This window comes from Paenibacillus sp. Root444D2 (genome assembly GCF_001426375.1).
Classification (GTDB): Bacteria; Bacillota; Bacilli; order Paenibacillales; family NBRC-103111; genus Paenibacillus_E.
The window spans coordinates 362,026-387,490 of record NZ_LMEO01000050.1; the positions used below are offsets into that span (position 1 = coordinate 362,026).

The 25,465-nt window shown below is 42.3% G+C and carries 21 protein-coding genes; 4 read left to right on the forward strand and 17 right to left on the reverse strand.

Annotation, left to right across the window (positions count from 1 at the left end):
* Positions 1 to 63 precede the first annotated feature (63 nt).
* On the reverse strand, positions 64 to 1,251 hold the full coding sequence (locus ASD40_RS29125; protein WP_057306634.1) for an MFS transporter: 1,188 nt from the start codon (positions 1,249 to 1,251) through the stop codon (positions 64 to 66).
* On the reverse strand, positions 1,248 to 2,426 hold the full coding sequence (locus ASD40_RS29130; RefSeq protein WP_200957482.1) for a serine hydrolase domain-containing protein: 1,179 nt from the start codon (positions 2,424 to 2,426) through the stop codon (positions 1,248 to 1,250). Before ASD40_RS29130 ends, ASD40_RS29125 begins: the two co-directional genes overlap by 4 nt.
* Before the next feature lie 171 nt (positions 2,427 to 2,597).
* Between ASD40_RS29130 and ASD40_RS29135 the strand changes: the two genes are divergently transcribed.
* Complete coding sequence (locus tag ASD40_RS29135; protein WP_057306635.1) at positions 2,598 to 3,059, forward strand: Lrp/AsnC family transcriptional regulator; 462 nt, start codon at positions 2,598 to 2,600, stop codon at positions 3,057 to 3,059.
* Between the two features lie 283 nt (positions 3,060 to 3,342).
* Here ASD40_RS29135 and ASD40_RS29140 read toward each other — a convergent pair whose 3' ends face one another.
* The 12 genes from ASD40_RS29140 to ASD40_RS29195 all read right to left on the reverse strand — a co-directional run bounded on the left by ASD40_RS29140 (position 3,343) and on the right by ASD40_RS29195 (position 17,934).
* On the reverse strand, positions 3,343 to 4,545 hold the full coding sequence (locus ASD40_RS29140; RefSeq protein ID WP_057306636.1) for a metallophosphoesterase family protein: 1,203 nt from the start codon (positions 4,543 to 4,545) through the stop codon (positions 3,343 to 3,345).
* Entirely contained in the window at positions 4,526 to 7,180 is a 2,655-nt protein-coding gene (locus ASD40_RS29145) for a PAS domain S-box protein (RefSeq protein ID WP_057306637.1), read from the reverse strand. Before ASD40_RS29145 ends, ASD40_RS29140 begins: the two co-directional genes overlap by 20 nt.
* Before the next feature lie 17 nt (positions 7,181 to 7,197).
* Positions 7,198 to 7,398, reverse strand: coding sequence for a hypothetical protein (locus ASD40_RS29150; RefSeq protein ID WP_057306638.1), 201 nt, complete (start codon positions 7,396 to 7,398; stop codon positions 7,198 to 7,200).
* 85 nt (positions 7,399 to 7,483) lie between these two features.
* Positions 7,484 to 8,557 carry a Gfo/Idh/MocA family protein gene (locus ASD40_RS29155; RefSeq protein ID WP_327205313.1) on the reverse strand — a complete coding sequence of 358 codons (1,074 nt, stop codon included), beginning with the start codon at positions 8,555 to 8,557 and terminating at the stop codon, positions 7,484 to 7,486.
* 187 nt (positions 8,558 to 8,744) lie between these two features.
* Positions 8,745 to 9,497, reverse strand: a complete 753-nt coding sequence (locus tag ASD40_RS29160; RefSeq protein WP_057306639.1) for an amino acid ABC transporter ATP-binding protein — start codon at positions 9,495 to 9,497, stop codon at positions 8,745 to 8,747.
* Positions 9,498 to 9,507: 10 nt separating this feature from the next.
* On the reverse strand, positions 9,508 to 10,176 hold the full coding sequence (locus tag ASD40_RS29165) for an amino acid ABC transporter permease (RefSeq protein WP_057306640.1): 669 nt from the start codon (positions 10,174 to 10,176) through the stop codon (positions 9,508 to 9,510).
* 11 nt (positions 10,177 to 10,187) lie between these two features.
* Complete coding sequence (locus tag ASD40_RS29170; RefSeq protein WP_057306641.1) at positions 10,188 to 11,045, reverse strand: amino acid ABC transporter substrate-binding protein; 858 nt, start codon at positions 11,043 to 11,045, stop codon at positions 10,188 to 10,190.
* Between the two features lie 334 nt (positions 11,046 to 11,379).
* Entirely contained in the window at positions 11,380 to 12,225 is an 846-nt protein-coding gene (locus ASD40_RS29175; RefSeq protein WP_057306642.1) for a carbohydrate ABC transporter permease, read from the reverse strand.
* Positions 12,226 to 13,110, reverse strand: a complete 885-nt coding sequence (locus ASD40_RS29180; RefSeq protein ID WP_057306643.1) for a carbohydrate ABC transporter permease — start codon at positions 13,108 to 13,110, stop codon at positions 12,226 to 12,228. It abuts the gene before it with no gap.
* Between the two features lie 58 nt (positions 13,111 to 13,168).
* Positions 13,169 to 14,428, reverse strand: a complete 1,260-nt coding sequence (locus ASD40_RS29185) for an extracellular solute-binding protein (protein ID WP_057306644.1) — start codon at positions 14,426 to 14,428, stop codon at positions 13,169 to 13,171.
* 100 nt (positions 14,429 to 14,528) lie between these two features.
* The gene (locus ASD40_RS29190; protein WP_057306645.1) at positions 14,529 to 16,136 is read right to left on the reverse strand and encodes a response regulator transcription factor; all 1,608 of its coding nucleotides are present in this window, start codon (positions 16,134 to 16,136) and stop codon (positions 14,529 to 14,531) included.
* On the reverse strand, positions 16,114 to 17,934 hold the full coding sequence (locus ASD40_RS29195) for a cache domain-containing sensor histidine kinase (protein WP_057306646.1): 1,821 nt from the start codon (positions 17,932 to 17,934) through the stop codon (positions 16,114 to 16,116). Before ASD40_RS29195 ends, ASD40_RS29190 begins: the two co-directional genes overlap by 23 nt.
* A 181-nt stretch (positions 17,935 to 18,115) precedes the next feature.
* Between ASD40_RS29195 and ASD40_RS29200 the strand changes: the two genes are divergently transcribed.
* Entirely contained in the window at positions 18,116 to 19,306 is a 1,191-nt protein-coding gene (locus tag ASD40_RS29200) for an MFS transporter (protein WP_057306647.1), read from the forward strand.
* 205 nt (positions 19,307 to 19,511) lie between these two features.
* Here the strand turns inward: ASD40_RS29200 and ASD40_RS29205 are convergent, their stop codons facing one another.
* Both ASD40_RS29205 and ASD40_RS29210 read right to left on the reverse strand, forming a co-directional pair.
* Positions 19,512 to 20,699, reverse strand: coding sequence for a benzoate/H(+) symporter BenE family transporter (locus tag ASD40_RS29205; RefSeq protein WP_082562531.1), 1,188 nt, complete (start codon positions 20,697 to 20,699; stop codon positions 19,512 to 19,514).
* Between the two features lie 138 nt (positions 20,700 to 20,837).
* Positions 20,838 to 21,665 carry a LysR family transcriptional regulator gene (locus ASD40_RS29210; protein WP_057306648.1) on the reverse strand — a complete coding sequence of 276 codons (828 nt, stop codon included), beginning with the start codon at positions 21,663 to 21,665 and terminating at the stop codon, positions 20,838 to 20,840.
* Positions 21,666 to 21,781: 116 nt separating this feature from the next.
* On the opposite strand from ASD40_RS29210, the gene ASD40_RS29215 reads away from it, so the two are divergent.
* On the forward strand, positions 21,782 to 23,014 hold the full coding sequence (locus ASD40_RS29215; protein ID WP_057306649.1) for a cysteine desulfurase: 1,233 nt from the start codon (positions 21,782 to 21,784) through the stop codon (positions 23,012 to 23,014).
* A 172-nt stretch (positions 23,015 to 23,186) separates the two neighbouring features.
* Here the strand turns inward: ASD40_RS29215 and ASD40_RS38315 are convergent, their stop codons facing one another.
* Positions 23,187 to 23,738, reverse strand: coding sequence for a DUF6985 domain-containing protein (locus tag ASD40_RS38315; protein WP_200957483.1), 552 nt, complete (start codon positions 23,736 to 23,738; stop codon positions 23,187 to 23,189).
* 282 nt (positions 23,739 to 24,020) lie between these two features.
* Between ASD40_RS38315 and pdxR the strand changes: the two genes are divergently transcribed.
* The gene (gene pdxR, locus ASD40_RS29225) at positions 24,021 to 25,463 is read left to right on the forward strand and encodes a MocR-like pyridoxine biosynthesis transcription factor PdxR (RefSeq protein WP_057306650.1); all 1,443 of its coding nucleotides are present in this window, start codon (positions 24,021 to 24,023) and stop codon (positions 25,461 to 25,463) included.
* Positions 25,464 to 25,465 lie beyond the last annotated feature (2 nt).

Sequence of the window (25,465 nt, forward strand, 5' to 3'; positions counted from 1 at the left end):
TCACTGAATTATAGCATATTTTTCTTATTCGACGCCCTTATTCTCATATTCCTTGCTGTCCAGTTAGGCCCCGTTTGAAACCCGATTTACCTGCAACCCTTTTCGGTTGAAGTAAGCAATTTTAAACCCAATACATAGAAGTGCCAGCATAATAAACAATAAACCACTCCATATAGTCCCTTTCATTCCTGTAGTGCTAATAAACCACCCACCTGCTAAGGAACCGATGGACACACCCAGATTGATAAAGGAAATATACAACCCAGTGGCAAATTCAGGAGCTTCCGGAGCTTCAGAAGTTAACCATATCTGGGTTACGATGAGTCCACTGGTATGAGCGGCTCCCCACAAAACCATTATGACAATGATAGGCACAATGGATCTTTCTCCCATATAGAGCAGTAAGAAAGAGGTGGCTAATACGATTGGATGAAAAACAGTCGTTCTGACCTTGTTTTTACCAATCAGTCTCCCTGCCAATAAGTTGCCGGCCACTCCCCCAACACCGAAAATGACAAGCATGACGCTAACGATTCTCCCGCTCAACCCCATCACTTGTTCCAAGTATTCGGCAGCATAGCTATAGACCGAAAACATAGCGGCAAATATGAATGTTGCTGCTCCAATATTGATCCATAGGGGGACTTTACGCAATATACCGAGCTGTTCCCCGTAAGAGACTTTCTCAGCTTTGGAAGAGTTCGGAAGCATGATGGCGATCCCCACACTAGCAGCGGTGTTTACAACGGCACAAAATATAAAAGCAGCCTCGAATGAGAATTGATGTACGAGATAGGTTGTTATCGGAATTCCAAGTACCATACCCATACTAGTACCAACAAATGCTTTCGCAGAAGCTTGAGTGGATTTTTCCTTTGGATAGAGCGAAACTGCAGCTGCAAAAGCCAATGAAAAATATACGGGATGGAATAAGGCCGGGATAATCCGAAGCGCAAGCAGAACATAAAAATTAGGAGCATAAGCTGATAATAAACTGCTTCCAGCAAAAATGAGTAAAGACACGATCATTACACTTTTACGATTATATTTAGAAAGAATCAGCACCATAAAGGGACCACACAGTGCTATTACAAGCGCAAACACACCGACGAGCATGCCGGCCTGAGACGTGCTGACATTAAAACGCTCTGTAATAGCTGGTAATATTCCTACAACGCCAAACTCAATGGTATACACGCCGAATAAGCCCAGAGCGATAAAGAATATGGGGTTTATCTTCCGTTCATTCATTCGTTCCTGATCCCGTCATAAACGGCTTCACAAAGATCAACGGTAAACTGGCCTGACATGCCTTCCAAAGCTGTATTGGTAAACGCTACGACACTTAGTCTTTTCTCAGGATCAACGAACCAGGAATGACCATAGGTCCCCCCCATACGCCAGGTGCCCGGTGATTCCGGAGTGTTTGCGGCGATAGGATCTTTGAGCAGCGTAAATCCTAGGCCAAAGCCTCGTCCTGGCCAATAGGCCATTGGCAAATCACCGAGTTGGTTGGTCGTCATCTCGCGAACCAGACTCTCCGGCAGCAGGGGCGCTCCGCCCTTACGTAGTGCTTCCAGCAGCAGCAATAAGTCGCCGGCGCTCCCGACCATGCCGGCTCCGCCGGAGTGATAGGCCGAATCATCAAGTGCCCGGCCAGGGGCAAGCCGAAAGCCCGCCGTACCTTCAATAAAATCAATGCTATCGGGATCATGCAGAGGCCGTGGCTCTGGATTTGCATTGGCATAGGCCGTCGCTAGTCGCACTGGATCAACTGCTGTAAACCCAGTGTCGTCCATGCCAAGCGGCGCTGTCACTAGCGTACGTATGGCTTCGCCAAGCGGTGAATCTGTAACTCTCGCAATCACGGCGCCGAGAACATCAGTGGCAATTGAATATTTCCACTGGGTGCCTGGCGTGTAGAGGAGCGGAACAGAGGCGATACGACGGAGGTTCTCTTCCAACGTGATACCGGCCTGATCCATACCATCCGATACCTCGGCTCGATGATAGGGACCATTCTCTTCCTGAAAAAAGCGATAAGTCAGCCCTGCCGTGTGTGTCATCAAATGCCGAATCGTCAACGCCGCGAACTCACCGCTCTCCAAACGTGGGCGAAACGCTGGAAGCCAACGATCAACGCGGTCGTCAAGTCGTAAGCGGCCTTGCGAAACGAGTATCATCGCAGCTGTTGAAACGATAGGTTTAGTTACAGAAGCAAGCCTAAATAAAGCATTTCCCTTCATCATCTGGTTCTTTTCACGGTCTGCAAAACCGGCTGCGCGGTTATAAACCAGTCCCCCGTCTATCGCCACTTTAATGACAGCGCCAACCAACCGTTTATCCGCAAGGGTACGATCGATTACTTCATCCATGCGTGCTTGTAATCGTTCAGGATTCATTCTGTTTGCATTCAACTTATTCATTGGTTTTCATCCTCTCTGAATAGGAAAGATTTGATCACTTCACTATTGTTAGTTTATTATAATAATTAAGTGACTTGCATTACATAAGGCATTCAAGTTATGTCTGCCCTTTAACAAATAAAAACGAGTTAGTTTTTAAACAAAACCTTAAATTTAAAGGAGCCGATTTCAATGGACCATGTTGATAAACAAATCCTTTACCATCTTCAAAACCAAGCGAGAATATCAATGACGGAACTAGGCAAGTGTGTTGGGTTATCACAACCCGCAGTAACGGAGAGAGTAAGACGTATGGAGGAAAAAGGGATCATCCAAGAGTATCGCACCATGATTTCCCCGGAGAAAATCGGGAAACAAGCAGCCGCCTACATCCTGTTTCATACGAGGGATTGTCATGCATTCCTTGATTTTTGCCGCTCATCACCCGATGTCGTCGAATGCAACCGCATAAGCGGAGAACATAACTACTTATTGAAAGTTATGACTGACTCCACACGGTCTCTCGAAGAGTTCGGCAACCAATGTGATAAGTATGGGACGTATACGATTCTTATCGTGATGTCATCACCAATCGAGCCAAAATTACTTATCCCATCGCTTGAAGAGGCAAACTTGCTTGCAGAGGGAACGTAGAAGCGTTATTTAGACGAAAAACACCCGAAATCATGAGGAAGAGGAACGACGATGCGTTATTTCGTGTTTTTGTGCCTCCGGATCGTTCTTTTTGATCAAATAACGCACCCACGTTCCCCTTATTCAATTTCATAAGCAGATTTCCTGAAATAACGGATCGACGTTCCGCTTACTAGAGGTCGGGTGAGTTTCTTTTGCAATCGACAAAAACAAAAAAAAAAATGAGGAGGCAATAATAACCTTGCACCTCATTTTTTGTACCCCTATTTACTTTCGGGAAGCTCTAATCCTCAGAAATAACCTCAAAAGATATTCGTGCTAGCTCAGTATTCAATGTTTCCCCCAAATATATGATATCGTAAGATCCCGCTGGAAGATTCAAATCAGTGAATATGATCTTCCCATCCGGCTGGCTTGCTGAATTTGTTTTAATATGCGCTATTGGAGTAATCGGTTGAATCTCACTAGGTATAGTACCTCTTGGGAAAATACCGAATGCATCTTCTCCCAATGACCCCGTGTAAGTAACTTCAATCAAATCGCGAGTCCGATAAACGGCCCTGTCTATCTGCATTGTCGGGCTACCAAGCGTCAGATCGGGATCGACTTCAGGGTCCACCTTTGGAATTAACGAAGGAAGTGATACTGTGAAAGTGGCATCTTCGATCCACGTTTTAGCTTTAAAGTCTCTTCCTTTTACGACCACTTTATGATCATAAACCTCTACGAAATATCCCTGGGAGCCTGCCTTCTCCACATTCTCATCCGTCCATAAGTAGGCTGTGGAGGCTGCGTTAAACATCGTTGCATACTTGGAGTTGTACATCGTATCGGCCGAACCCAGTTCCCAATGGGTATGGCCAGTGAATACAATCGTTTGCGGATGCTTAGCTAGTATTGTCTTAAGTTCCCTATCCTGTCGAATACCATGCCACCCGAACTTGTTTTGTGACCCTGAAACTGTATGTTTCAAAGGCTGATGAACGAAAATAAAGGACGGTTTGTGAGCCTCTTCGTGCTCCGATAGCTTTAGATCTAACCACTCAAGCTGCGTCATTGATAAATACGAAGAGTCTTTTAACCCCTTCTCTGTCCCTAAGAAAATAAAATGATAGCCGTTCATCCAAAAATCGTAATACTTTTTATCCATACCCGTACTTGTTGTAAAATAAGACATTTGGGTATCAAAGTCCGCCCAACGGACATCATGGTTGCCGTAAGTAAAATAGATAGGTGGCAGACCCTCTCTATGATCCTTCAAAATTTGAGTCATCGTTTCAAACTCTGTTTGCTTGCCATTGTTAGTCATATCACCAACATGCATAATTCCTTGACTATCGGGCGAAGTTGCCCTGATATCCTGTAAGACCTGAATGAAATTCAGCGAATATACGCCTTCTATATCATCTTCAACATGTGTATCCGTAATGACGATGAATTTGGCATTCGGCTTTTGGTCTTGTTCCTCATTTATATACTCCGCCATTTATTTCCCGCCTTTGTTTTTGAAACTTTTCAATCTTATCGAAAATAACCTCGCTTTTGATAGGTTTGCTGATGTAATCATCCATACCTGCTTCAAGACATTTTTCACGATCGCCTTTTAAAGCGTTAGCTGTCACAGCAATTATGTAAGGGACTTTCTCTGGCGGCATTGTTTCTTTGATCTGTTGAGTAGTTTCCAGACCATTCAGGATAGGCATTTGGATATCCATAAAGATGATATCGTATGTTTCGTAAGCAAGAGCTCGAATAGCCTGATTGCCATTTTCGACAATACTTGTGAAATGTCCCATCTTTTCAATCATTTTTTTTAATACAATCTGATTAATTTGATTATCTTCGGCTATTAAAACTTTCAAAGGTTTTTGAACAAATGCGATTTCTTGTATAGAAGAGTCTATTGGATGCGATACCTCTTCTTTAAACCAAACTGTAAATACAAAAGTTGCCCCAGGTTCGTCCGTTTGTTCGAACCAAATATCTCCACCCATCAACCCAACAATTTTTCTGCTAATGGCTAAGCCTAATCCTGTTCCTTCCGATTGTCGCGTCATGAAACTATCCAATTGATAGAAGGGATCAAACAAATGATTGAGTTTTTCTTTGGGAATACCAATCCCCGTGTCTTTTATTGAAAATTTAAGCTGAATCTTTTGATTTTCACGCCCATTATTTTCAACCGTAATGGACACCCCGCCGCTATACGTGAACTTGATCGCATTGCTAATGAGATTCATTAATACTTGTTTCAAGCGATCATAATCACCAATTAATTTATAAGGCAATTCCGGAATCATAGAAACATGAATATCCAGCTTTTTTTCATGTGCTTTTGGCATTAGTACAGCGAGCGTATCGTCGATGCAGTCTCTGATATCAAATGGCTGCGCTTGTAATTCAGTCTTGCCTGCTTCAATTTTGGAAAAATCCAAAATATCATTAATAATCTTAATAAGCGTGCTCCCGCTTTTATTAATGATTTCTACATATTCTTTTTGCTCGTCATCCAAGTCTGTCGTAGATAATAGCAAGTCAGTCATGCCAATCACCCCATTCATAGGGGTTCGGATTTCATGGCTCATCATGGCTAAAAATTCACTTTTTGCTTTATTTGTATTTTCAGCTGCTTCCTTAGCAATAAGCAATTGTTTCTGTTCAGTCATATCTTTCGCAATAATATAGAACCCGACGTTTTCCTTATTAATGATGATAGGCGCAATCGTTGTTAATACTTCAACATTATGTCCATCTTTATGTCTGATTTTATTAATATTTCTTTCGGTTGTAACGTCTTCCATGGAATAGGAGATTAACCTCCGGAGATTTCGTTCACCAATAAGTTTGGAAATACGCTCACCTCTCATCTCCATAACCCTGTATCCAGTCAGTCGTTCTGCCATTTCATTGGTGTTAATGATCCTGCCTTTAACATCCAGGGAAATAATAGCATCGTGGTTGTATTTTTTCAGAGACGTATAGCGTTCTACGGACTCTTGCAGCTTCAACTCTACTTTTTTGCGTTCCGTAATGTCCTGTGTAGTTCCATTCATTTTGACAGGCTTTCCATTTTCGTCGAATGTTACTGAAACGCGAATTTGCATATACTTAATAGTTCCATCAAGCTGCAGATTGCGAAATTCCGAGCTAATCGTTGTACCCTGCATGGCTTGATCAATGAATTCATTAAATCGTTGTCGATCTTCTGGATGAATTATAAATGCAAGATCCGTAGGGTCGGATGGTAAATTATTTTTTAACAAGTTATAAATTTGGTAAAATTCTTCAGAGAATGTGATCTTATCATCGAGAATATCCAATTCCCAACTGCCAAGCATGGCAATATGCTGGGCCTCCGCAAGATTATCCTGGTATTTCTTTCGCTCTGTAATATCCCGCCCTATCCCTAATACCTTCTGTAGATTTCCTTGATCATTTCTAATGAGTTTAATCGCAGTCTCAAACCAAATATACGTACCATTCTTGTGGCGTGAACGATAGGTAACTACCTCATTATCCGAAAAAGGTTCAGATCTTATTTTTTCTAAATCTTCAGGATGATTTAATTCAGAACTATTTTTTCCGATCAATTCTTCTGGCTCATAACCCAATAAATCACTCACGGAGGGAGATAAATACTCGATTTTACCATCTGGATTCACTAAAGTAATAATATCCTGAGCATTTTTTGAGATAAGTTCATACAATTCTTCAATCTTTAAAAGTTTTTGTTCCGTGGCTATTTTATATGAAATATCGATGATATGAACAATAAAGTATAGGGGTGTTCCTTGTTTTTCGTCACGAACCAAAGATAATCTTACAGACGCCCAAATAAGGTTCCCGTTTTTCTGAATACAACGCTTTTCTAACTCATAGAATTGTGAATTTCCATTCAATACCTCTTCGATTAGTGCATTAATTTTATTCAAATCATTAGGATGGGTTATTTCCTTAAGCGTAAGTCCAATTGCTTCTTGCTCCGTATAACCGAGGGTTGAATAGAAGGAGGAATTGACCCTCCTAATCGTTCCATCCATGGACACCAACGCTATAGCATTTGGAGCAAAGGTATATACTTGTTGATAAACAGAGTCGTGGTCGAAGTCTACCTTAGGCATTTGAAATCCTCCAGTCGTCAATGTACCTTTCTTAGAAATTCACAATTTGCCTTCACGAATTGTTCGCCAGTCGTGCTTACAACTAATTCGTCATCATGTGATTGAATGATAACATTTTCACCTATTTGTTCACCGTGTAAAAAGATCGAGATGGGCTGTCGAAATACCCTCATCCTCTCAAAGTCTGAAGGTTCTGACAGTTTTCGTTGTTTTGGCATGTTGATCTCCTTTTAAGATATATGTTCTTACATTATTGCATAAATAAGGATCAAAATCAGGGTCCTATGAAAAGGACCTTCTCCATTAAAACGTAGCCCACGATTGCTTGGTCGTTTGGACGGTTTCACCCGATTTAACCGCTTGAGTGATCATCATACCCAGGTAGTGATCTTGTGCCGCTTCCGCAAGGCTATAAAAGCTGGGTCCCCCCTGCACGTATTCACTCATCTTTTGCAGACAAGTAGCAATCGCTATTTCGTCGTCCGGCAGACGGCCTGGCTGGAAGGGATTTCGATAAACCCATTTATCGCCTGCCAAAATGCCCTTGTGATAATACCCTTCAAGGTTGCCATTCTCCCCGGCATTCAGCCGTCTTAGCTCCAGTTGTATGGGAGTGCGAAAATCTTGCAAATAGGCAATCCTCGTATTATTTATTTCCCCTTTATTCCCTCGTACAAGTACTCGCTCTGAACGAATCCATGAGAAATACTGATCACCGGTAAAATCAAACATACCTAACTTGTCCCCGAACTCAAGATGTGCGATCACTTGATTAGAGCTCGACGTCTTCTCACTAGTTGGATCACCCTCTCGGTTAGGTCCGCTAATAATCGGAGAAGAGAATCCGAAACCTCGAATCATTGCATCTTCAAATCGTATGCCTAGGAGACTGCGCATGATGCTGATCCCATGGTAGCCATGGGCAACAGAGACTTGTGCTTGGCTAACAGAGCCCAGCAAGCCGGATTGTACGACAGCAATTCGTGCTGCATGCAGCGGCTGGAAGGCATATTGTTCCGCCACCTGTACCTTGGCGTCCGGTCCAATGTCTTGATAGAGCTGATTCAATTGCTCCAGATCGGCCGCAGGCGGTGTTTCGGACAGAACGGGAATTCCTTCACATACGAGTTGTTTAACCAATTCCGGAGTCTGTGAAACAGGAACCGAAAGGACAACAAACGAAGGTGTTGTTTGCTTCAATAAATCCTCGGTTGAGCGGAACGTCCGCACTCCCCATTGTTCCTCGAACGCACGCCCTTTCGCTTCGTTACGTACCACAACACCGCTAACTTTAAAACGATCTGGAAGGGCTCGCACGATACGCATAAAAAACTCTGCACGCCAGCCGCTTCCAACTATACCGAATGTGATCGCCACACTAATTCCTCCTCATTTAAATGAAACATTTCACTACTATTGTATGACACAAATACTGGTAAAGGGATGTAATTATATATGCTGTCTTGTTATTTACACGACTTTCTGCAGTGTCTTGAAATATAAAGAATAGACTGCCGAAAGATTCGGCAGTCCTAGTATCGTAGCCTTATGGCAAACAGCTATATTAGTTGTTTGCCCCGCTAAGTCTAGATAAAAACAATCTTGTTCTATCGTGGTTAGGATGATTAAACAAAGAATCGGGAGCACCCTGCTCAACAATACTGCCATCGTTCATAAAGACAACAGTATCCGCTACTTCCTTAGCGAATTGCATTTCATGCGTAACAATTATCATAGTCATACCTTCCACGGCCAAGTCCTTCATGACTTTAAGCACTTCCCCCACAAGCTCAGGGTCTAAGGCAGAAGTTGGCTCATCAAATAAGAGTACTTCAGGATCTACGGCCAATGCTCGGGCTATACCAACCCGCTGCTGTTGTCCTCCGGACAGCTGATGGGGATAAGAGCTAGCCTTGTCCGCTAAACCGACCTTCCTAAGCAGTTCGACTGCTTTACTTTTAGCCTCTTGCCTGCTTCTTTTCTTCACAATGACCTGAGCTGCCGTAACATTCTGTAATACCGTTAAATGAGGAAATAAATGATAGGACTGAAAAACCATCCCTGTCTTTTTCCTTAAAGCGAGGATCTCACTCTGTTTTGGCTTAACTATTTCAGTAAAAGTAAGATGAGCGTTCCCTACCTCAATCGTGCCTTTATCAGGAATTTCTAGAGCGTTAATGGAACGAAGCAAGGTAGATTTCCCGGAGCCGGAGGGACCGATGACAACCATCACTTTGCCTCTCTCTAAGGTAATATTGATACCCTTTAACACCTGCTGAGAACCGAAGGTTTTGAATAGATTGTTGATTGTAATCATACATCCACCACTATCTAGCCGTATGAAGGTCAAACTTTTTCTCCAAACGACCTTGAATATTTGAAAGAATTGTACTAAGCACCAGATAAATGAGTGCAGCTTCACAATAAAGCAATAAGGGTTCATAAACGGTAGCCGTAATTTGCTGAGCTTTTTGAAACATTTCCGTCACCGTGACAGTAGCTGCGAGTGAGGTGTCTTTCACCAAGCTTATGAACGAGTTAAAAAGTGATGGAATCGAAATACGAATTGCTTGGGGCAATATGATGTTCCGCAGTGCTTGAAGCTTTGTCATTCCGAGCGAATAAGATGCTTCCCATTGTCCTTTTGGCGTTGAGAGCAGAGCTCCACGAATAATCTCAGATCCATAGGCGCCAACACTTAAGGTAAATCCTATAACAGCTGATGGGAAAGCATCCAATGTAATCCCGATGCTTGGCAGTCCATAAAAAATAATAAACAACTGCACCAGCAAAGGAGTCCCCCGAATAATCCACACGTAAAAACGTGCTGCCTGAACAAGAGGTTTAATATCAGAAATTCGAATTAATGCGGTTACCAAGGCAAGACAAAGCCCTAGTGTAAATGAAATTAAAGTCAAAGGTACTGTAAAAGCAACCCCTGCCTTAAGCAGGGGAAGGAATGAGTCTATGAAGATTTGCCATTTTCTATCGTCCATGTTAGATAACCCTACTTCGATACGTCTTGGCCAAAGTATTTTTCAGAGATTTTGAGATAGGTTCCATCTTTCTTCAAATCAGCCAATGCTATATTAATCGCATCAACGAGCTCTTTATTGCCCTTGTTTATCAAAACTGCACTTTGAGATGCTTCCTTGGTCTCATCGACGACTTGAATAGCTACATCCGGCTTTTGTTTTTTCAAATCTAGGTAAGACAAGCCATCATTAATGGTGGCGTCAATACGTTTGGAAAGCAGCAGATCAATGGCTTGATTAAATCCGTCTGTTTGTACAATCTCTGCACCATTGGATTTAGCAATTTCGGTTAAGTTGCTTGTTAATGATTGCCCTGCTTTTTTACCTTTCAAATCAGTTATTTTTTTAATATCTTTATTGTCTTTGTGTACAATCAAAACAGCTTTAGACACGATATAAGGATCTGAGAAATCGTATTTCACTTTACGGTCTTCTTTAATGCTAACTTCGTTCACGACAATATCAAATCGTTTGGAATCCAGCCCAGCAAACATGCCATCCCATTTGGTTTCGATGAATTCGGCTTGAACACCCATTTTCTTAGCGATTTCTTGAGCAATCTCTACATCGAATCCTGTTAATTTCCCATCCTTGTCATGGTACGTGAAAGGTGCATAAGTCCCTTCCGTTCCTATACGAATTTTCCCATTTGTTTTGATCGTACCCAACAAGGTTTGAGTTGCTTGTCCAGGTGTTTCTTTCGCTGCAGCTTCTTTGGTTGCTGCCGCAGTTGAAGATGGTTTATTAGCCGTTTCTTTTGTTCCGCATGCAGTAAAAATAAGAGAGCCCGCTAGAAGTATCATGCCCGCCGATAGATATTGTTTTTTCATTTGAAGACCTCCGTGTTGTTATTTGAACTTTTGTCATCTTATCACTACTAACTTTATTCAGTCAAGAAATATTCCTACTATTTCAGTTGGATTAAATTCCTTGCTGATGTCTCTGGAGTTTCGCCGTATCAGGAATTATTGAGCAATTTGACGGATTCGCATAAAGCTAAAAAATAAGCATAATCAGAGAGCTTTACGCTGCTCCGATTATGCTTATTTCACTAATACTTACAAAAGTTTCACAGCTTCAATCGACTCACCGCTTCAAAACCTCGTTCCAAAATCTGCTCACTTCTCGTCGCATCCTTTGACTCATAATGACTTTCTACCTACCCTACTCTTTGACGCCGCCGGCAGTCATCCCTTGAACAAGGAATTTTTGAAAAACGATCGCAATAAAGAGTGGAGGCAGGGAAGCTAATACACCGCCTGTTGCTACCATACCGAAATCCACAGCGTTCTTACCGCTAAATTCAGAGATGGCCACCGAAATGGTTTTCGCATGAAGGGTTGACGTAAACAAAAGTGAGAAGAAAAACTCATCCCAAGACAACAAAAATACGAAAATCATGGTCGCCAGAATGCCTGGACGCACAATAGGCACTACGACCAAACGGAGTATTTGCATGCGGCTGCAACCATCGAGCGACGCCGCCTCATAGAAATCGTGGGAAACCTGTTTGAAATAACTCTGCATGATCCATATCACAAATGGAATGGCAAAGGTCAAATCAAGTATGATCAGGGTCAGTTTGGAATCCAACATCCCCATTTTTTGGAACAAAAGATACAACGGAATGACGATAACGACAGAAGGGATCATATATGTGAATAGAAACAGGTAAATGAGCTGACGCCGGAAGTTAAATTGATACTTGGCAAAAGCATATGCAGCCAGACCTCCGATGATTAGCGCGATGATTGTAACGGAAACAGCAACCATGAGACTATTGCCCATCGAGATACGAAAAGCGTAGGCGATATCATTGTGCGTATTCGTAAATATGTCGATATAACGTTCAAAGGTAATTCGTTTGGGAACCCATTTAAGCGGCACTTCTTGTAAATCAATTTGATAAGAAATACTGGAAATGAATAGCCACGCAAATGGTCCTAATGTACATAGCGTGATCATAATGCCAAACGCATACTGGAAAGCCGACAAGGTTTTACTTTTCATTTAGATTCCCCCCTCTGCCTTTAGCACTTTCACATAAACAAAGGTAAGAGCAGCTATAAAGAAGGCAATCAAATAGGAAAGTGTAGCGCCTTGTGAAAATTGCAAGTTCGTAAACGCCTCAATATAGGCCTTATAAATAATAACCATTGTCCCATTGGAAGGTCCGCCTTTCGTTAAGGCATAGATGAGATCAAAGACCTTAAATGATTCCATCGTTCTCATGACGATCAGGACTAACACCGTGGGTTTTAAATAGGGAAGCGTTAGTACAAACAATCTGCGGAAAATCCCTGCTCCATCTATGCTTGCCGCTTCATATACACTCCTATTGGTCATCTGCAAGGAAGCAAGAAAGAAGATGCAAACGAATGGTGTCATTTTCCACACATCTGCCATGATGACCATATTCATAGCCGTCCATGGACTGCTGAGCCAAGGCCGATAAGAAGATATCAGATGCAGCTGAGTTAGAAGTCCATTAAGTGCACCAAATTCCGGGTGATAAATCCATTTCCACATCGCCGCGTTTACAATTGTGGGGACTGCCCAGGGCAATATAATTATCGAACGCAGGAACCCGATCCCGCGAATGTTTTCATTTAGCAAAAGAGCAATTAACAAACCTAGCACAAGCTCAAGAATAATCGAAATGGATGAAAAATAAGCTGTTCTCCCAAGGGATTCCCATACGGAAGGATCGGTTAAAGCCTCCATATAATTATGAATACCTACAAACTGACCCTTGTTGGATGAGGTTAATTCCATATTCTTAAGACTGTATAGGAAGGTTTGAATCAACGGATATAAAACTATACCGAATACCAGGATAAAAGCGGGCAGTATCGTGATGACTGCAAAGCGCCGATCACTCCATCTATTTCTCATATGATGTCTTCCTCTCCACAAGCTAAAGGGGGGTAAGCCCCCCCTCCGACAGCCACTCTTATTTGCTTGCTATTTCCTTAGCCTTATCCTGTAGTTTGTTCAAAGCAACTTCCGGAGTTTCCTTTTCAAATAAAGCTTTCTGAACGGTTGTCTGCAGCTCAGTAGAAAGTTGTCCATACCAAGGAACTACCGGGCGATTCACGATATGCTCATATTGCTTTTTGGAAACGTTAATTAATTCCGGACTAGTAGCAACAACCTCAGCGTCGCTGAACAACGATTTCCAGATCGGCAAAGCGTCTTTGGCATGTTTTTTCTGGAAGTCTTTAGACGCTAGGAACTGAATATATTTCCAGGTCTCTTCCGGATTCTTACTGTCTTTGGCGATTGAGAGTCCCATTCCGCCATTCGTAGTTGCTCCAGGAGCCTTGGAGGTCCCAGGAACCGTGGCTATTCCTACTTTACCCACAACTTTAGATTCTTTGGGATCATTGGCCATACCGAACATATAGGTCCAATTCAAGGCAAACGCAGCTTTACCGCTTGAGAACACGGCTCTAACGTCTTCTTCCAAATACTCAGGGGAGCTCGGATTCGTAAGTCCTGTCTTCATCGATTGCTGCATGAAACTTAGAGCGTCAATATTTGCCTTTTCGTTTAGGGTCGGCTTGCCGTCCTTCACCATTTGACCACCGAAAGATGCTGCAATCATGGTGTAATCTACAGATAGAGCCTCAGCTTGCTTCCAAGACCAGACAATCGGGAATTCAACGATTTTCTTATCTTTTAATATCTTAGAATCAGCTATCAATTCATCCCATGTCTGAGGTGGCGCGCTAATTCCGGCTTGTGTCAGCATCTCTTTGTTATAAAATAAATATTTCACATCATTGAGCCATGGCATCCCGTACAGCTTATTTTCGTACTGCATAGCGCTTAGCGCTCCATCAAAAATGTCTTTCCGATCCGCGTCCTTTACTTTATCCGTAACTTCCTTCAATACGCCGGCTTTTACAAATTTGGCAGTCCAAGGCGCATCAATTAATACGGCATCGTAGCTTCCATTGGATACAAGAATTTTCTGTTCCAGCGCCTCGTAAGGTACAAATGTCGTTTCAACCTTAATATTAGGGTTCTCTTTAATAAAAGCATCGGTTGCTTCTTTAATAGCGTCTTCGCTATAACCAGCTTGCTTCATGAAAAGTGCATTAAGCGTAATGCTTTTCGGCTTTGCAGGTTCTTCCGTCTTGCTTGTGCATCCAGCTAGAAAACTTGTTAGCAATACCGATGACACGATCATTACCGTCAGCTTCTTCATACAATTGCCCCCTATAATATTCATATTTTATGAATGAATCCTTTGCTGACATCATCATATAATGATCGATCACTCCTGCACATTTATAATCTCGACTGATTTATGGACGATCTGTACTTTTAAGATGATTCTTCTTGAACTCAGTAGGATTTAGGCCATATGTTCGGTTAAAGATACGGTTGAAATAAAAGGGATCCGGAATGCCCACCAGCTCAGCAACCTCTTTTATGCTTAGATCAGGATTTTTTAATAGCTCGCAGGCTTTTTCCAACCTCAGTTCATTGAGGAAATTCACAATCGTTTTGCCAGTTTCCTTTTTGAAAAGCCGCGTTAAATAGCTCTCATTCATGTTCACTTCGCACGCTATCATATGAAGCGTAATCCTCTGCTCGATATGCTTTACCATAAATGCAATAACGGCACGAATTTCCCTACGATATTTAGGTGATACAGGAATGACATTTTGGCTAAAATAATTTACTGCTTGTACGAAAGCCTCTTTGAATTCCGATATCGTATCGGACCTATTCAGCTGTTTCCGTACCTTTTCAGACAGGACATGGTACTCGTGCTGTGCACTCAGCGCCTCCCAATTATCAATCACGGTAATGATGACCTTCTTGAAATGCGAAGGATGAACAAGCCATTGTTTTGCTTTCTCATACAGAGCGTCAAAGCTGCAAAGCAGCTCTTCCTCATTGCCCGTTCGGATATGTGAAAGAATGTCATTCAGCTCATGAATCAAGCTTTTCTTGCCATCAAATACAGCATCCCGGGCATGAGTCACGATCGCATGATTCTTATAAAACCTCAGTTCAGCTGCTTCTTTACATGTCCAGTAAGCTTCTTTTACCTGTTGTAAGCTAACAAACGACGGGCTGATAACTACGCTAACGTCAAGACTCAAATAGAGCTTTAGCAGTTCGGCAATCCTTTTGGCCAATTGTAATTTTACAGACTCCCTCTCATACTTATTGCGATCCGGTAGGACAAAAATATAATCACGTTCACTAATTTCAGAGAATTCTATAAAGAAAGAGTCATCGACCATTTCCGAAATGATATTACTGATGGAGAACGCCAACAAATGCTTCTGCGCCCATTTGCCTGATCTCATCGTTTTCATATAGTCGTCGATCGTTACAAAAAACAGAAAGTTTCGTTTCGTATCGATCTGAACGTTTAGCTTTTGTGCCTGTAGCTCTATTTCCGACTCCGACATGTTGCCGAAATAAACCAAATCTTTGAAAAAGTTTTTCCGAGCTAACATTAAATTTTCGATCTGTGCTACTTCCTTTTTCCTCTCTATTTCTTTCTTCTGTTTCTCGTTTGACAGCTGGCTGGAAGCATTGTTCAAGATATCAAGCAGATTCTCTGGCTTTAAAGTCACCTTCAGCAGATAATCAAGCGCTCCAAGCTTCATCGCTTCTCGAACCAAGTCGTATTCACCGTAATTACTTATAGCGATTATTTTCCCGTTGAACATAGGCATATCCTTTAGCTTCTGTATAAGCTCTAGACCATTGATTCGCGGCATCTTCAGATCCGTGATCACAATATCGGGCTTGTACTGCTCTACTAATGCCATCGCCGCTTCCCCATCCTCTGCTGCGCCAATGAGTTCAAAGCCGTGCTGCTCCCACGGGATCATCATCTTGAGCCCAATTCGAATGATTTTCTCGTCATCAACAATCAATACTTTTATCATCTACATGGTCCCCTATCTCTACCAAAGGCATAATTAAGCTTACCGTAGTACCTACGCCGACCTCGCTTTGTATTGTAATTCCATATTCGTCACCGAAATGAAGCTTGATTCGCTCATTAACATTTGAAATCCCAATATTGGAAAGCCGCTGTTTGGCTTTATTCGCGGAATCCAATAGATGATGCGCCTTCTGCGGCTCCATCCCTTTGCCATTATCCATAATGCTAATTTGAATATGACCTTCAAGCCGAATGGCCGTAATGACAATCTTATTATTGTCAGCACTTTCTTCCAAGCCATGGATGATCGCGTTTTCAACGATCGGCTGCAGAATAAATTTAAGAATGCCGATTTCCAATAACCCCTCATCAATCCGGTGCTCGACCTCAAACGTAGCCCCATAACGCAACCTCTGTATCACAATATAATTATCGATATTAGTTAGCTCCGAGCGCAGAGAAATCATTTCTTTCGTATCGACAATTGTATTTCGCAGCAATTCAGCCAAGGCGCCAAGACCATCGCTGACACTAGTCGCTTGATTAAGCATCGCAGTCCATTTGAGCGAATTCAGTGTATTAAACAAAAAGTGAGGATTAATTTGCGCTTGCAGCATCTGCAGCTCAAATTCCCTTTTCTTGATCTGCTCATTCTTTGTCTGTTCCACCAGATCGCTTATTTGCAGCACCATCGTGTTGAATCTATTTGACAAAAAACCAATCTCGTCATGACTGCTGTCTTCATTGGAAGCTTGTAAATTCCCCGACGCCAACTGCTTCATCGATAGCGTTAATCGCTGCAGCGGATTTGAAATACTGCCTGAGATCACAAAGGTCAATAAAAGTGAAAATAAGAGACAAATCGCAGTGACAATCAGCATATACGGAACAATAGCTCTGGTTTCTTTGTTCAAATAAGAAGAAGGAATCGTACTCACCAGATACCATCTGGCTGAAGAATCGTACGAATAGGCAATCAATGTACCATTGTGATTCCATGTAGAACTGAAAGCTCGTTTGCCTTTCTTCTCATTTTCGACTATGGTTTCCAACAGCTCATCACTTTGATCCATTCTATGTCCAATAGGCATCTGACTATTTCTAGACGAGAGCACACTGCCTTGAGGATCGATCATAAATAAGTCCGCTCCTTCTCCCATATTGACATCCTCATAAATGTCGCGGGAATAGAAGCTTTCTTTAATAGCTATGAATACATAGCCTATTGATTCTAGCCAATTGGAACCGGAATGAATTTCACGTGCGAGTACGATGCAATCAACGCCGTTCTGTGTAACCACATGCGTCCAAATATCGTTACCCTTGTGCGCCTCAATCATCCTCGTTAATGGTTCAATATCTTCCGAGCGAAGCTTGTCGTAGCCCAAATCATAGACGAGTTCTTTGGACGAATTATAAATTTGCATCGACTTGATATGATCCAACAGCTTACGACCGTTAAAGGACTGATTTACCTCATAATAGGTATCCATAACGGATTGTGGGTCTAGTTTCGTCGCATGCTGTAAATTCGCTTGAACGAGACTATTCATCATCACTTGGTCACTCAAATATTCTAGCTTTCGATTCTCTCTTTTAATTTCATCGCGAACTTGGTCCAGAATTTGCAAGGAATACGTGCCTATCTTGGTGTTAATGGCTTTACTGGATTGGGTGTAGGCAATAAGAGTAGTTGTAAAGAGGGGAATAATCGATAGTAGGATGAACGATATAATCAATCGATTCTTAATTTTTGAATTGCGCAACAGATTGCTTAGCCGAATGTTTTTTAATAACAATTCTGAGGTCATCTCCTCTTTTACCTTGTTGCATCTACGTAAAGTGGGTTCATTATAACACACCGAATGCGTGAGGATTCTGCAATTTCTGACTTTTCTGCAATTTTACCATTCTCTATTCCTAATTCCGCATCGCTGCGCTATTCTATAAATAATGCCTAACAATGAAAGGACGTAGCTCATGCAATTGAAATCAGATATCAAATTATTTCTGCGTATTAAGGGAGCCGGATATCTTCTGTTGGCTATCGTTATTTATGGAATCGGAACTGGCATACTAGCCCCTATGAATGCGGTATATTTGAAGGATCATCTTGGTTTGTCTAAAGGCGAAATCGCGTCCATTTTCTCTATTTCATTATTTCTGAATATGGTCATTACTTTATCCGTCGGCATTGTCAGTGACAGGCTTAAGAGGAAAAAACCAATTCCGATGATTGCTGCTGTAATTTGCGCAAGCGGGCTCATCCTCTATATGCATGCTGACAGCTATATGGAAGCCCTGGCTGGTATGTCTATTGCCGTGGGCCCATCTGGATTGATCATGGGGCAACTCTTTGCTATGGCCCGTAATCATTTCAAGAAACAAGCCGAATCCATTATGGAAATAGCGATGCTTTGGCTTCGTGCCGGGTACAGCGTTGGTTTTTTTATGGGCTTGCTGTTCGGAGCTAATCTGTATCTGATTACAGGATTCCGAGGAGTTCTTTGGGGCAATGTCGCAGGATTTACTGGTCTCTTCTTACTGCTGTTGTTTTATAACGAAGTTAAAGGAGCGGCCGAAACAGCAGCTATCAAGGCCGGTGAACCGTTCTCTTTGGCCATGCTAATAGCACTATTGATGCTTTTATGTGCAGACGCCATCCGTGGATTGTACTTACCATTAGTTTTTAATGAAAGGTTCGGAAGGCCAGATCTTATGTCGTATTTGTGGAGCGGTCAGGCTGTTTTTGAACTGTTATTCATGACCTTGACAGGTTATTGGGCAGCCAAGTTCGGGAGCAAATCCATCATGGTATTAGGCGGCATATGTGCGCTCGTCACTTATATCGTGTATACACTGTCTTCTCCTTTAGCGCTGTTTTTTACGGTCCAGCCTGTTTATTCTTTATCCATTTCCATTTTATATGGCGTAGCAATGGGTTATGTTCAGCGCATGTTTATCAACCACACAGGCTTTGGGGCTAGTTTGTACCTTTTTATTTCCCAAACAGCATCACTTATCGGCTACTTACTGCCCGTATTGATTCAAGGTATATCGCCAACTATTTTTATCATACCAATCACATTGGTGATGGTTGCGCTATTCATTATTATGAATGTGCTTTATAAGGAGAAGAGAATTTTGAAATCTGGATCTTTAGGGAGATAGCAAACAGCGCATCCCACCGTTCATCACGGTAAAATGCGCTATTTGCTATCCTCGACATTCTTACTTCGCTAGTTCTGTATATTTCTGTTAACTTGCTAAGATCCACGTATGCATTGATTTGCGTCGTAATCCGGTTATAATCATCCAAATCAGCTTCGGAATATTTCAATGTTGGAATCGCATCTCTAAAATTTTAGTTGAGGGGTTAAGTCTGCTCTCCCCGTACTGTTCTCTTATTGAACTTTCCTTCACCGAAAATTTGCGCAGAAAGGATCCCTACCAACAAAGACCATACAGGCGCGGATACCCCAATAAATGAGACGTTGGATATAGCGATTAGAAAAGCAAACAAGGTCGAGTATCGATAAGACGACTCCGAGAATGCTGTTTGCATGCTATTTAACAATACAGCCAGGAGAGCAAATCCTGATAACATCGTAATAAAAGCGGAAGGGAGCATTTCAATAATCACAATGACCTTCCATGCAAATAAACCGAATAAAGTGACAAGTCCTCCGGAAACTAGTGCCGCACCTATCCGATTTTCTTTCGGACCTGCTTCCTTACTGCTGCATAGCGCTGTCATCATCCCCCCAATGTTCACCGCATGGCCTCCAAAAAAACCGGCAATAAGCGTGCCAATCCCTGAAAGCACAAGAGTCTGGTTAACGGGAGGCTGATAATCGTTTTTCTTCAAAGCAGCTAAAGCCACTGCAATATCATTGGTCAAAATCAATACGGCAATCGGAATTGCAATCGATAAGAAACTGTGAACGGTGAAGGAAGGAATAATGATTTGAGGTAAGGCAAACTCAGCAGCCTCCGATACTACCGGAAAATCATACCCCATGAAAAGCCCCAAGACACCAAAGAGTATCACCCCTAGTAACGGAGGGATTGATTTCGAAATTTGGGGTGCGATAAAAAAACCTAAAATGGCCATTCCGCCTATAAGGGGTGATTCCTTTAATGCGGGAATGATATTCACCACATATTGAAGAACCAGACCGGCTAGCATTGCATCAATAAAAGGCTTTGGGATGAAATCCAACGCTTTACTGAATAATCCCGTAAAGCCGAATACAGCGATAAGTCCCCCCGCCATAATGAAACCGGCTGCCAATTCATTCAAAGTAAATTGATCGACAACGGTGCTTAGAAAAGCAACAGCCGTGATCGAGTGTGCCCCAGCAAAAGGGATCTTGTATTTCCACGTCAATACCAAATTTAGAATACCGCCTAAGCAGTAGACACAGAACAACCAGGATATCAGCTGCGAGCGGCTGAACCCCGCTGTTTGAGCACAATTTATGATCATGATGGCGCCACTCGTGCAGGCCATCAACGCAGACATAACGCCAGTCGATAGGTTTTGTGTATTCAGAGCTGACATATACTCCCCATTCTATCATCTTGTATTTTTTATGAGAAGCTGACTACTCATTTACATAATAGTAGCTTAGCCTCGAAGGGAAGTAACCAACCATTTATGAGATTTCTTTCCCAACCAATCCCGCCATTCTTTCTCGACTCATCCGTCTACTTCATTTCTTAAATGATTCAAGAAATACCAAACACTATTTGACAAACGCTCGGCAGGCCTTGTAATAACACTCGCTACAACAGGTATTGGTGTGAACGTTGTCCAAGGCAGCAGCTTCCCGCAAGATAGCTCTAAACTAGCTGCAGATTCTAGGATCACTCCGTACCCCATCCCTTGCATGACAAATTGTTTAACGGTTTCGGTGGAATCGAGATGCATGATCTCCATATCCCATGTATCGTTTATAGGTAAGGATGCAACATCTCGAGGAACGATCAACATTCGGCTATGACATGACAACGAAGGTTGAATACCCATCAGTCGCTCCTGAGCGAATGGCGTGACTCGAAATGAAAAATGGTCGTCTGGCGGCTGCAGCGTCAATCCGATATCAATGCTGCCCATTCTGACTAATCTCTCAATTTCCTCATCTGTTCTTGTTTGCAGTTCAACTATGATATCGGAATAGGTTTGAGTAAACGAAAACATGATTTTCGGTAACAAATAAGCGGCGACTACATGGGAGGCAGCTACAATGATTTTGCCTCGATTCCCTAGCCGATATTCCTCCATGGCCCGATAAATCTGCCCTTCCAAGGACAGCATGGTCTCTGCATACTCCATCAGAGTAAGTCCTGCATCCGTCACCGCGATATCCCGGCCAACCAGCGTAAACAGGGGAACTCCTACTTCCTGCTCCAAACGCTTAAGCTGCATGGAAATCGCAGGTTGGCTCACATAGGTCTCCTTTGCAACTTGAGTAATACTCCCCTTCTTAATAACTTGCATGAACAAGGACAAGTGTTTAGTATTCATAAGCGCCCCCAAATATATAACTAAATTATTATGATTATATAATATTAATAGTATTTGTATTATAGATCAAATCATGTCATTCTATAGTCATTCTTTTGAAAGGACGTGTTTTCTCCATGAATATCCAAGAAATAAGAGATCAATTTCCGATTTTGAAGCAGCAAGTTAATGGACATCCTCTAGTCTATTTAGATAGTTCAGCCACATCCCAGAAGCCCTATGCTGTCATTGAAGCATTACGAGATTATTATACGCATTACAATTCCAACGTTCATCGCGGTGCACATACATTAGGTTCATTAGCTACGGATGCATTTGAGAACGCCAGAGATAAAGTCAAATCGTTTATCCATGCCAAGGAGTCGGCAGAGATCGTGTTCACTCGCGGAACTACAGCATCATTAAATCTAGTCGCGCAATGTTATGTGAGAGAGTTTCTACAAGAAGGCGATGAAATCTTGACCACCTTAATGGAGCATCACAGCAATCTCATCCCTTGGCAGCAGGCAGCTAAAAAAACAGGCGCAACGCTTCGCTATATTCCCATCCAACCTGATGGCACCATTCGGTTAGAGGATGTAGAGGAAACTATCACTTCGAAAACCAAGTTCGTATCCATAACCCATGTTTCCAACGTCATGGGAACTATTCATCCGGTGAAACAGATTGCGGCAATTGCCCACCGACACGGGGCCGTAATATGTGTTGATGCGGCTCAAAGCGCTCCACATCTTCAGTTGGATGTTCAAGATTTGGATTGTGACTTTATAGCCTTTTCCGGTCATAAGATGGCTGGCCCAACCGGCATAGGTGTTCTGTATGGCAAAAGAGCCCTCTTGGAAAAAATGACGCCTTATGAATATGGCGGAGAAATGATTGATCACGTGGATTTATACGAATCTACTTGGAAGGAGCTTCCCTGGAAGTTTGAAGGAGGAACGCCGAATATTGCAGGCGCTATAGGGCTTGGAGCCGCAATCGATTTCCTGCAGCAAATCGGGTTAACTAACATTCGTCATCATGAGAATCAACTGGTTAACTATGCATTAGAGCAGCTTTCATTGATTGAAGAAATTTCGATCTATGGCCCAAGGCAGCCAGAACTAAGAAGCGGCTTAGTCACCTTTAATGTGTCGGACGTGCATCCTCATGATCTCGCAACCGTTCTGGATTCCGAAGGAATTGCTATTCGAGCGGGCCATCACTGCTGTCAGCCTTTGATGAGATGGCTTAACGTTTCATCCACAGCGCGTGCGAGTTTTTATATTTACAATACAGAAGATGATATTGATGCTCTCGTAAAAGGTTTAAAGAGGGCCATATCTTATTTCAGTTATGTATCTCAATGACAATGATATAGTTCCTTAAAGAGGGTTACACGTATCCATAAGGACTTCAGCCAATAAGGGGAAGTCCTTAGTTGTTCTTAACGGAACGATAAGCTGCTAAAGTGGATGAAACTAAACATTGAATTAGCGGAACGTGAGGGCATTATCTTTAAATTGTTTCAAAAATTATGACCTAGTCAAGATTATTACCTATTTCATTCTTAGCCCGTTCAGCAACCCATGTCAAAATTGACTTGTCTGCACCTCCCAACTCAACAACGTTGTCCTTATACATCATTACTCCAAATCCATGTTCCTCATCCCAGGTACAATCGAATTCTAAACCGAAATATGCCATTCCATTTTTATACACATTCATTACATGTACATTTATTAAACCAATTAACTTTTTAAAGTCACCCATTTCATTTACATCCGGCATATATTGCTCTGCCTCTTCATCTTCATAGCCGTAATGTTCCTGCAAATCTTTATAATTTTTCAACAGCGCTTCAAGAACTGCATCTCTAATTGCATATTGGTTATCGACAATATAACGATATGCTGCGATGTGTTCATCTTCAATTGTAGGATTGTCTATTACCATATCTCCACCGAAATCTAGGCCGAATGCCCCGTTCTTTTTTGTAAGAAAGCCACTCCAAGCGTCTAGAGTAATAGTGCCCTCATATCCATATTCTCCAAGTGAGATGTTAGGTATTTTAATCGTCATTTTCCACTTCATTCCTTTACTCTTTATTTATTTCCAAAACGCATACCATTTCGACAATAATGTCCAATCTCCTGTGACTTTGTTGAAACTTAATGAAAAAGAGGTTGTTGGCATATTTTTCAATTATTACGTGAATAATAACCAAACCTTTTATTCATTCTTGCAAATTTTATTACCGCCATTCTTAAAAGATTAGCGAGTTTGTCAAATATTCTACGCGAGAGTTCAACAACGAATTCGTGAACTGTATTATACTATGGAATAAATGGATATTTCTCAAAGATGGTGGTATACATGCGCAAACCTGACCGAACAAGTAAAAAACCTCTCTATCAACAGATCTCAGATGAGATGGAGAGGAGTATCCTACATGGCGAATATCCGCCCGGAAGTTTCTTGCCTTCTGAACGTAAGCTTGCTGAACGACTGGAAGTAAACCGAAGCACCGTCGTACAAGCCTATGAGGAATTACGTGCAAGAGGAATAGTCGAAAGTATAAGCGGAAGCGGTACCATGGTCAGCAACCATATTTGGGGTATTCGGCCTAATTTAACACCCAATTGGCGTCAATATGTAGAAGGAGGCACATTTGCCCCCAATCTTCCATATATCCGCCGGGTACGCGAGGTTCTACGTGAGCGAGAATCAATCATTGACTTTGCTAGTGGCGAGTTATCTGCCGACTTATTCCCCAATGATGCGATTAAGCAAATAATGAAGGACATTCCTTTCGAAGCCTACTTAGGATATGACGATCCGAGTGGGTATTTGCCGCTTAGAGAGACTCTTGTAGGATTTCTGGAAGAAAGATCACGGATTCGAGCGACAGAAGCTTCCATCCTTATAACGTCCGGCTCACAACAATCTCTTCATTTGATTATGCAATGTTTGTTAGCTCCTGGGGATGCGGTTGCCATTGAAGATCCGTCTTATTACTATTCTTTATCCATGTTCCAATCTGCCGGGCTCCGTATTTTTCGCTTACCCGTAAAAGAAGATGGCATCGAACCCGAAGACATTATGAGCTTGTACCGCCAACATCGCATTCGTATGATTTTTTTGAATCCGAACTATCAGAACCCGACAGGGACGATCCTTCATGCATCTAAAAGAGAGGCTTTGCTGAAGATAGCTGCTGAACTCGGTATACCCATCGTAGAAGATGATCCTTTCAGCCTTACTTCCTTTGATCATTGTCCTCCTGATACGTTGAAATCCATCGATACTCACGGTTCCGTACTCTATGTCGGTTCCTTATCCAAGGTTGCAGCTTCAGGATTACGGATCGGCTGGTTGGTAGCTCCCCAGGCTGTCGTACAACGATTAGCCGATGCTCGCCAGCAAATGGACTTTGGCCTAAGCATTGTCCCACAATGGCTTGCTAATAAATTTCTGGGATCTGAGTTGTTTGATCAACATACGCTCTTCCTAAGAGACTCCCTTTCTCTGAAGCAGCATCTTATGATTCGATCCCTTCAGCAAGAGTTACCCGACCAAATCAGCTTTACCCCAGCTAGAGGAGGTCTCAATATATGGTGCACGATCAAGGAAAAGCTTGACGATCAGAAGTTATTGGAGGAAGCGATCAAACGAGGGGTTGTATTTATGCCAGGAACGGTATTTGGCTCTGAGCCTGGACATCTGAGATTAAGCTTTGCTCGTCCCTCTATGGATGAGATCGCTCCTGGTATATCCAAACTAGCTCAGGCTTTTCATGCATTAACACAGAAATGTTAATA

Bases quoted from the DNA above. Each gene is read 5' to 3' on its own strand.
- ASD40_RS29125 (WP_057306634.1), bottom strand. From the start codon at position 1,251: ATGAATGAACGGAAGATAAACCCCATATTCTTTATCGCTCTGGGCTTA.
- ASD40_RS29130 (WP_200957482.1), bottom strand. From the start codon at position 2,426: ATGAATAAGTTGAATGCAAACAGAATGAATCCTGAACGATTACAAGCA.
- ASD40_RS29135 (WP_057306635.1), top strand. From the start codon at position 2,598: ATGGACCATGTTGATAAACAAATCCTTTACCATCTTCAAAACCAAGCG.
- ASD40_RS29140 (WP_057306636.1), bottom strand. From the start codon at position 4,545: ATGGCGGAGTATATAAATGAGGAACAAGACCAAAAGCCGAATGCCAAA.
- ASD40_RS29145 (WP_057306637.1), bottom strand. From the start codon at position 7,180: ATGCCTAAGGTAGACTTCGACCACGACTCTGTTTATCAACAAGTATAT.
- ASD40_RS29150 (WP_057306638.1), bottom strand. From the start codon at position 7,398: ATGCCAAAACAACGAAAACTGTCAGAACCTTCAGACTTTGAGAGGATG.
- ASD40_RS29160 (WP_057306639.1), bottom strand. From the start codon at position 9,497: ATGATTACAATCAACAATCTATTCAAAACCTTCGGTTCTCAGCAGGTG.
- ASD40_RS29165 (WP_057306640.1), bottom strand. From the start codon at position 10,176: ATGGACGATAGAAAATGGCAAATCTTCATAGACTCATTCCTTCCCCTG.
- ASD40_RS29170 (WP_057306641.1), bottom strand. From the start codon at position 11,045: ATGAAAAAACAATATCTATCGGCGGGCATGATACTTCTAGCGGGCTCT.
- ASD40_RS29175 (WP_057306642.1), bottom strand. From the start codon at position 12,225: ATGAAAAGTAAAACCTTGTCGGCTTTCCAGTATGCGTTTGGCATTATG.
- ASD40_RS29180 (WP_057306643.1), bottom strand. From the start codon at position 13,110: ATGAGAAATAGATGGAGTGATCGGCGCTTTGCAGTCATCACGATACTG.
- ASD40_RS29185 (WP_057306644.1), bottom strand. From the start codon at position 14,428: ATGAAGAAGCTGACGGTAATGATCGTGTCATCGGTATTGCTAACAAGT.
- ASD40_RS29190 (WP_057306645.1), bottom strand. From the start codon at position 16,136: ATGATAAAAGTATTGATTGTTGATGACGAGAAAATCATTCGAATTGGG.
- ASD40_RS29200 (WP_057306647.1), top strand. From the start codon at position 18,116: ATGCAATTGAAATCAGATATCAAATTATTTCTGCGTATTAAGGGAGCC.
- ASD40_RS29205 (WP_082562531.1), bottom strand. From the start codon at position 20,699: ATGTCAGCTCTGAATACACAAAACCTATCGACTGGCGTTATGTCTGCG.
- ASD40_RS29210 (WP_057306648.1), bottom strand. From the start codon at position 21,665: ATGAATACTAAACACTTGTCCTTGTTCATGCAAGTTATTAAGAAGGGG.
- ASD40_RS29215 (WP_057306649.1), top strand. From the start codon at position 21,782: ATGAATATCCAAGAAATAAGAGATCAATTTCCGATTTTGAAGCAGCAA.
- ASD40_RS38315 (WP_200957483.1), bottom strand. From the start codon at position 23,738: ATGAAGTGGAAAATGACGATTAAAATACCTAACATCTCACTTGGAGAA.
- pdxR (WP_057306650.1), top strand. From the start codon at position 24,021: ATGCGCAAACCTGACCGAACAAGTAAAAAACCTCTCTATCAACAGATC.